Annotated in this window: 8 protein-coding genes; 3 read left to right on the top strand and 5 right to left on the bottom strand. The window is 66.6% G+C overall.

All coding sequences use genetic code 11. The features are described 5' to 3' along the window. Positions 1-22: 22 nt before the first annotated feature. The gene (locus ADBZ5N_RS16260) at positions 23-850 is read left to right on the top strand and encodes a serine hydrolase domain-containing protein (protein WP_526259181.1); all 828 of its coding nucleotides are present in this window, start codon (positions 23-25) and stop codon (positions 848-850) included. Between the two features lie 109 nt (positions 851-959). Continuing rightward, positions 960-1,472 (top strand): DUF3145 family protein, encoded by a 513-nt coding sequence (locus tag ADBZ5N_RS16255; protein WP_526259179.1) that lies wholly within the window; start codon positions 960-962, stop codon positions 1,470-1,472. A gap of 7 nt (positions 1,473-1,479) precedes the next feature. On the opposite strand, the gene ADBZ5N_RS16250 is transcribed toward ADBZ5N_RS16255, so the two are convergent. The 3 genes from ADBZ5N_RS16250 to ADBZ5N_RS16240 are packed head-to-tail and all read right to left on the bottom strand — an operon-like array spanning position 1,480 to position 4,712. After that, entirely contained in the window at positions 1,480-2,946 is a 1,467-nt protein-coding gene (locus ADBZ5N_RS16250) for a flavin-containing monooxygenase (protein WP_526259177.1), read from the bottom strand. Continuing rightward, complete coding sequence (locus ADBZ5N_RS16245; RefSeq protein ID WP_526259175.1) at positions 2,943-3,866, bottom strand: ferritin-like domain-containing protein; 924 nt, start codon at positions 3,864-3,866, stop codon at positions 2,943-2,945. The genes ADBZ5N_RS16250 and ADBZ5N_RS16245 overlap by 4 nt, the downstream gene beginning before the upstream one ends. Positions 3,867-3,884: 18 nt before the next feature. Further along, positions 3,885-4,712, bottom strand: coding sequence for an SDR family NAD(P)-dependent oxidoreductase (locus ADBZ5N_RS16240; RefSeq protein ID WP_526259173.1), 828 nt, complete (start codon positions 4,710-4,712; stop codon positions 3,885-3,887). 76 nt (positions 4,713-4,788) lie between these two features. Here ADBZ5N_RS16240 and ADBZ5N_RS16235 point away from each other — a divergent pair, with 76 nt between their 5' ends. Then, positions 4,789-5,442 (top strand): TetR/AcrR family transcriptional regulator, encoded by a 654-nt coding sequence (locus tag ADBZ5N_RS16235; RefSeq protein WP_526259171.1) that lies wholly within the window; start codon positions 4,789-4,791, stop codon positions 5,440-5,442. On the opposite strand, the gene ADBZ5N_RS16230 is transcribed toward ADBZ5N_RS16235, so the two are convergent. Both ADBZ5N_RS16230 and ADBZ5N_RS16225 read right to left on the bottom strand, forming a co-directional pair. Beyond that, the gene (locus tag ADBZ5N_RS16230; protein ID WP_526259168.1) at positions 5,439-6,359 is read right to left on the bottom strand and encodes a diacylglycerol kinase; all 921 of its coding nucleotides are present in this window, start codon (positions 6,357-6,359) and stop codon (positions 5,439-5,441) included. The genes ADBZ5N_RS16235 and ADBZ5N_RS16230 overlap by 4 nt on opposite strands. Continuing rightward, positions 6,356-7,228 (bottom strand): FAD-binding oxidoreductase (locus tag ADBZ5N_RS16225; protein ID WP_526259166.1); only part of this gene is annotated, 873 nt, incomplete at its 5' end. The genes ADBZ5N_RS16230 and ADBZ5N_RS16225, both read right to left, overlap by 4 nt.

Here is a 7,228-nt window from a genome sequence, read left to right as displayed (position 1 = left end):
GACAGCGCCGCGCACTGACCGCGTGCCCGCCGCCGCCTTGGAGGCCATCGCGCAGTGGCCCGTGCCGTCGGCCGCCGCAGCGGTAATCGGAGCATCCGGGCTACTGGCGGACTACGGCCAGACCGGCCGGCCCTTCAAGCTGGCCTCGGTCACCAAGCCCTTGGTGGCACGCGCCGCGCAGGTCGCCGTCGAAGAGGGAGTCGTCGAACTCGACACCCCGGCCGGGCCGCCGGGTTCCACGGTGCGGCATCTGCTGGCGCACGCGTCCGGGCTGGCGTTGAACTCCGCGGAGTCCCTGGCGCGCCCGGGTGCTCGCCGGGTGTACTCCAATTACGGCTTCCAGGTGCTCGCCGAGACCATCGAGGCGCACTCCTGGATCGAGTTCGGCAGGTATCTGTCCGAGGCTGTCTTCGAACCGCTGGGCATGGCCGATTCCCGATTGGACGGCGCCGCCTCGGCCGGGTTCGGCGCTGTCTCCACGGTGGCGGATTTGGCTACGTTCGCCGCTGATCTGCTGCGGCCGCGCACCGTTTCGTCGCAGATGCATGCCGAGGCCACCCGGGTGCAGTTCCCGGGGCTGACCGGGGTACTTCCTGGATACGGGCCGCAGCGACCCAACGACTGGGGACTCGGTTTCGAGATCCGAGGCGGAAAATTACCGCACTGGACGGGTGCTGGGAACTCCGCGGACACCTTCGGTCACTTTGGGCAGACCGGCACCTTCATCTGGGCTGATCCGGCCTGTGACCTGGCCTTGGTGGTGCTGACCGACCGGGACTTCGACGACTGGGCCAAACCGCTGTGGCCTGCGCTGGCCGACCGGGTCTTGGCCGAGTTCAAATCGGACTAGCGCAACAGGTGCAACAAGAGGCACAATAGACACGCACGGCTCAACTTCATCTTCGGAAACATCAGGTCGTTGGGGAAGACGTCCCTAGTGGAACCGAAGGAGCAAGGTGATGCGTGCGTCGAACCAGTTCGCCGACGCGACGACAGGTGTGGTGTACCTCCACTCCTCACCCGCGGCGGTGTGCCCACATGTCGAGTGGGCGTTGTCCTCGACCCTGGGAGCAGGGGCGAACCTCAAGTGGACCCCGCAGCCGGCTATGCCCGCGCAACTGCGTGCGGTCACCAACTGGATTGGGCCGGTGGGAACCGGCGCCCGGTTGGCCAACGCGCTGCGGCAGTGGTCGGTGCTGCGTTTCGAGGTCACTGAGGACCCGAGCCCTGGCGTGGATGGTCAGCGGTTCTGCCATACGCCGCAATTGGGTCTGTGGAGCGGGGCGATGAGCGCCAACGGCGACATCATGGTGGGCGAGATGCGGCTGCGCACCCTGATGGCGGCCGGTGCCGACACCCTGGCAGCCGAACTGGACACCGTGTTGGGCACCGCGTGGGACGACGCTCTGGAGGCCTACCGCGACGGTGGCGACAGCGGCGAGGTCAGCTGGCTCAACCGCGGAGTGGGTTAGGCGGCCGTCAGCCGGCCCGCACCTTCACGCGGTAGTCGTCGAGGTCGACGCGGGCCAGTTGCCGGGTGAACTGACTGGCCAGTCCCGGGAACATGGTCCCGTTGTGGCCATCGGCGGTCAGATACCAGCTGTTGCAACCCGAGTTCCAGGTGGTGCCCTTCAGTCGACGTTGAATATCGGTGTTGTAGACGTCCTGCCGTTCTTGGCGGACATCGAGTGAGTGGAAGTCCTTTTCGGCGATGAGCCGCACGGCCGCGACGATGTAGTCGATCTGCGCCTCCATGTAGAACAGCGCGGAGTTGTGGCCCGGACCGGAGTTGGGCCCGAACGTCAAAAACAGATTCGGATAGCCCGAGACCGAGACGCTCTTGTAGGCGTATGCCCCGCTTGACCATTCGTCGGCGAGCTTGCGCCCGTCGCGTCCGGCCACCGGGAACGGCGTACCCGTCTTGGCGACGTCGAAACCGGTGGCGAAGACGATGCAGTCCACCTCGTGCTCGATGCCGTCGGCGGTGCGGATGCCGTTGGGCGAGATCGTCGCGATCGGCCAGGTGACGAGCTTGCAGTTGTCCTTTTCCAGCGCAGGGTAGTAGTCGTTGGTCATCAGCATCCGCTTGCAGCCGGCCCGGAAGTCGGGGGTGAGCTGGCGTCGCTTCCAGGGGTCGCGGATCTGGCGGCGCAGGTGGGCTTTGGCCACCAACTGGATGGCGTCGGTGGCCGGTGTGTTCCACACCATGCCCACCGCGGCGGCCTCATGGCCCCAGAACCAGGCCTGGCGCGCAAGCTGTTCGGTAAGCGGGATGTGGCGGAAGAGTTGCTTTGCCCAGTGGGGGTGCGGGAAGTTCAGGCGGGGCAGCACCCAGCCGGGGGTGCGCTGGAAGACCTTGACCTTCGCGGCCTTCTTGACCAGTTCGGGAATGATCTGCACCGCGCTGGCGCCGGTTCCGATCACGGCCACCCGCTTGCCTGACATGTCGTAGTCGTGATCCCAACGGGCGCTGTGGATCTTGTGTCCGGTGTAGCTGTCCAGCCCCCGGATGTCCGGCCAGCTGACGTTGGCCAGCGGGCCCGGCGCCATCACTGCGGCGCGGGCGGTGTAGGTCGTCCCGGATCGGACGTCGGCGGTCCAGGTTCCGGTGTCCTCGTCGAAGTTCAGCGCGGTGACGTCCTCGCCGAATCTGATGTGGCGGTGCAGTTTGTACTTGTCGACCAGGCCCTCGATGTAGCGCAGGATCTCGGCGCCGCCGGAGTACGCGCGTGACCAGTGCGGGTTGGGAGCGAAAGAGTACGAGTACAGCACCGACGGGATGTCACAGGCGGCGCCCGGATAGGTGTTGTCACGCCAGGTGCCGCCGACCCGGTCGTCGCGTTCGAGAATGACGAAGTCGTCGATCCCGCTCTGCAGCAGGCGGATTGCGGTACCCAGCCCGGCGAAGCCGGCACCGATGATCAGTACCGAAGCGGTCGGGCTCATCGGGACACCGGTTCGTGGGTCAGTTCCTCCGACCACGACGGCACCTTGCCCAGCAGGCCGACGGGGAACCGGTCGATTACAGCGCCCATCTGCTCTGCCACGAATTGGAACGGCTGACGATGGTTGATCGCCAGGTCGAAGTGCCGCTTGATCACGTGAAATGCCGGAAGTCGGCGAGTGTTCGCGCTGCGCTCGCCGGCCTTGTCGAATCGTCGGATCGCGTTGTGCAGCTTGTCCTCTGACAGGCCCATCGCACTGATGTTGGTGATCATCCTCGTCAGCAGCGGCGAGTAGACCAGCATGCCCAGCATCAATGACGGCTTCATCAACGTGCCGGCGCCTTCGATGATGATCTTGCGCATCGGCCCGGCGCCGAGCATGTCGAGCATCTGGAATCCGACGGCGAGATGACGGGATTCGTCGCTGTTGATGTGTCGGAACACCTCATGGCACAGCGGGTCTTTTACCTCGTCGAGCAGGAACCTGACCAGCGCCCCGTCCAGGGCGGTCTCCAGGGCGGGAATCACCGTGCCCAGGGTGGAGAGCGGCATGCCGTCGGAGTAGCGGTCCAGCCACTCGATGACGAGCCGAATGTTGTTGTTGGGCATCGGCATCTCGTCGGCCTCGACCATGCCCCAGCGCCGCATCAGCGCGAGCTCGGCATTGGCGTGGCGCTGCTCCTCGGCATGGAAGTACTGATAGATCTGTTTGATCTCGTCGGTCGGCGCTTTAGTGACAAGCGCCGCGAAGCCCCGCGCGCCGACGTTCTCGATCCACACCAGGTCGGACATGAACGCCTTGAGTTTGGGGCGCTGCTCGTCGGTGATGGCGTCTGCGCCCGGTGCGTCCCAGTCGATATCGGCCAGCGCCCATTGCTTCTCCTTGATGGTGGCCAGCATGTCGCCGTACTCGAACGCCATCGTGGGACTCCTGTCGAATCAGCGGGCGAGACGTTCCACAACGCCGAGCGCCCGGGTATAGGTGGCCGGAACAAGACGCTTGGTCTGCCAGATGACCTTGGCGTCGACTTGGGGAACGACGTGTAGCCGGCCGCGGTCGTTGCCGTCGAGAGCGGCTCGCGCCACCGACTCCGGGCTGACTCCGGTCCACTTCATCGCCGTCATCGCCAGCCGGGCCGCCGCCTCGTCGACGACGTCGGGGTTGACGATATTGGTCTTGACGAACGTCGGGCACAGCACCGTCACGGCGACACCGGTGCCGGCGAGTTCAGCGGCCAGGGTCTCCGACAGCGCGAGCACGGCTGCTTTGCTGACGTTGTAGGCCGCCATTCGGGGGGCTGCAGCGAAACTGGCCGCCGAGCCGACGTTGATGATCCCGCCGCGGCCCGCTGCCCGCATCCTCGGAGCGAAGACATGGCAGCCGTGGACCACACCCCAGAGGTTGACGTCGATGGTCTTTCGCCACAGGTCCAGGGGCAGATCGCCGATCACGGTTCCGCCGGCGCCGATCCCGGCGTTGTTGACCACCAGATCGGTCGGCCTGGCGAACCAGTCCTCAGCGGTGTCTGCCATCTCGGCGACTGCTTCGGCGTCGGACACATCGCAGTGCCACGCCAGCGCCTGAGGGCCGATCAGGTTGGCGGTTTCCTTGGCGCCGGTGTCATCGATGTCTGCGCAGACCACGCGACCGCCGCGGCGGGCGATCTCGCAGGCGAATCCGCGCCCGATACCGCTGCCCGCGCCGGTCACCACGGCATTCGCGCCGGCGCTACGACGGTTGCCGACGCCGCGGATGGCCAATCTCATTCTGAGGGCACCTGACACCATTGGCCGCGCACGCCATCAGTTTGGGCCCGGCCGGCCGGGATGTCAACATAGACACGTGCCAGCTAAAGCGGGAGTCTGGGGTGGCCGCACCGCCGCCGAGCGGCACGCCGAGCGTCGGCAGCGTCTGATCGACGCCGCGACCGAGATGTGGGCCGAAAGCGGTTGGGCGGCGGTCACGATGCGCGGCGTATGCGCGCGGACGTCGCTCAACGACCGTTACTTCTATGAACACTTCGCCGAACGTGACGATCTGCTGGCCGCTGTGTGGGACGGCATCAAGGACGACCTGCTCGGCGAGCTGGTCACCGTCCTCACCGGGAATCCGGACCGACCGCCGATAGAGACGTTGAGCAAGGGCATCGCGGCGGTGGTCGAGCGGATCGCCGCCGACCCCGGTTGGGCGCAGATCGTGTTCGGCCATCACGTGGGCAGCGCGATCCTGGAGCACCGCCGCACCGCTGTCCTGCACCAGGCCACCGACATCATGGTCAACGCCGCCAAGCCCTTTCTGCGGCCGGGCGCCAACGAACTGGGATTGCGGATGGACGCCCTGGTCGGTATCGGTGGGTTCGTCGAATTGATGACGGCGTGGCAGTCCGGCCTGCTCGACGTCGATGCACCGGAGGTTATCGATCACTGCGGCCGGCTGGGGGCGACCCTGGCTAAGGCCTACCTCGTCGACGATGACCCTGACAGCGGCCGGAACTAGCGCGGGGGCGCCAGAATCCGCAGGGCCCCCGGCACTGCGGAAATCTCCGCCGGAAGTGGGCAGACATAGTCGCCGTCGGCGTAGGCATTGATGCCGGGGGAGTCCACCATGATGGTTCGGGCCCGGTCGGTGGTCACCTCGCCCAGGGCGATGTGGGTGCCCTTGAACACCGTGGGGAAAAGTCGAACCAGCTTGGTGCGGGATCCCGTTCGCACCATGGTTACGTCGAGCATCCCATCGGAGTGATCGGCGTTGGGGCAGATCAGCATTCCACCGCCGTAGCTGCGGGTGTTGCCGAAGGCGGCCAGGGTGAGGTCGGTGACGATTTCCCGTTCGCCGTCGAAGACCACCCTGAACGGCAGCGCCCGGAGCTTGGACAACTCCGCGACGATGGCGAGGTTGTAGCGCATCCGGCCGTGCGGCCACCGCATGCGGTTGACGCGGTCGCTGACCAGCGAGTCGAAACCCGTTGCCGCGATGGTGCCGAAATAGGTACTGGTTCCATCGGTTCCGCGGATCAGGCCGAGGTCGACGGTAGTGGTGCTCCCGGCGGCGATGATGTCGACTGCTGCGGCGGGATTACCGGTCGGGATGCGGTACTCGCGGGCGTGGTCGTTGCCGGTTCCGGCCGGGACGATGCCCAGCGGAATGCCGCTGTTGGCCAGGCTCTGCAGCGCGAGCCGGATGACGCCATCCCCGCCGACCACCACCAGTGCGTCGGTGCCTGCGTGCACGGCCTCGTCGACCAGTTCGCGGGCGTGGGCGGCGTCGCGGCCGACGATCTCGACGACGTCGATGCCGAGTTGCTGGAACCGGGCCACCGCCTTCTCGGCGGCGTGCGGCGCGTTACCGTGACCGGCCATCGGGTTGGTCAGCACGGTGACGCGCGACAAGAATGTCGAGTCAGGCAGCGTCACGGAATCAGCTTGCCCGGATTGAGAATTCCGGCCGGATCCACCGCCTGCTTGACCGCCCGTAGGATCTGCACTCCCAATTCACCGATCTCGGCCGGCATCCAGTGCCGGTGGTCGGCGCCGACCGCATGGTGGTGGGTGATCGTTGCGCCGTTGGCGACGATGGCGTCACTGGCGGCCACCTTCGCGGCATGCCACTGCGTTGCCGCGTCACCACGTTGCCCGGCGACGACGGTGAAGTACAACGAGGCGCCGGTCGGATAGACGTGCGAGATATGGCACATCACCAGAGCGCTTGTGCCGCTTGCGGTCAAGCTCGCGGTCAGTGCCTCGGTGACCGCCGCCTTGAGCGTCGGGATGTTCGACCAGCAGGTCGCAGTCTCCAGAGTTTCGCAGAGTGCGCCGGCCTTCAACAGCGAGTCGCGGAGGTAGGGGGCGTCGAAACGGCCCTTTTCCCAGGACTTCGCGGCTTCGGCGCCCAGTGACGTTCCGCCGTGCGCAGCCAGTACCGCCCGGGTCTCGGCGTGGCGGCTCTCGGCGTGGGCCGCGGTGCCCTCGAACACGGTGATGGCCAGACAACCTCCGGTGATGGTCTGTTCGCCGATGCTGTGGGTGGTGGCCAGATTCACGCCGGTCTCGACCTCGTCAGACAGTCGCAGCACAGTCGGTCCGGTGCCGGTCTGGATAACCGCGCGCAACGCCTCGGCGCCGGTGGCGAAATCGGGGAAGGACCATGCCTCGTAGCTGACGGCTTCAGGCACCGGGTGCACGCGGACCCGCACCCGGGTGATGACCCCGAACACCCCTTCGGAACCACAGAACAGTTCGCGCAGATCCGGCCCGGCGGCTGAAGCCGGGGCCCGGCCGAGATC

This window comes from Mycobacterium sp., assembly GCF_044370595.1.
Taxonomy (GTDB): domain Bacteria; phylum Actinomycetota; class Actinomycetes; order Mycobacteriales; family Mycobacteriaceae; genus Mycobacterium.
The sequence above is the reverse complement of the archived record's forward strand: the minus strand, read 5'-3'. Positions and strand labels throughout refer to the sequence as shown.

Bases quoted from the DNA above. Each gene is read 5' to 3' on its own strand.
- ADBZ5N_RS16250 (WP_526259177.1), bottom strand. From the start codon at position 2,946: ATGAGCCCGACCGCTTCGGTACTGATCATCGGTGCCGGCTTCGCCGGG.
- ADBZ5N_RS16255 (WP_526259179.1), top strand. From the start codon at position 960: ATGCGTGCGTCGAACCAGTTCGCCGACGCGACGACAGGTGTGGTGTAC.
- ADBZ5N_RS16240 (WP_526259173.1), bottom strand. From the start codon at position 4,712: ATGAGATTGGCCATCCGCGGCGTCGGCAACCGTCGTAGCGCCGGCGCG.
- ADBZ5N_RS16245 (WP_526259175.1), bottom strand. From the start codon at position 3,866: ATGGCGTTCGAGTACGGCGACATGCTGGCCACCATCAAGGAGAAGCAA.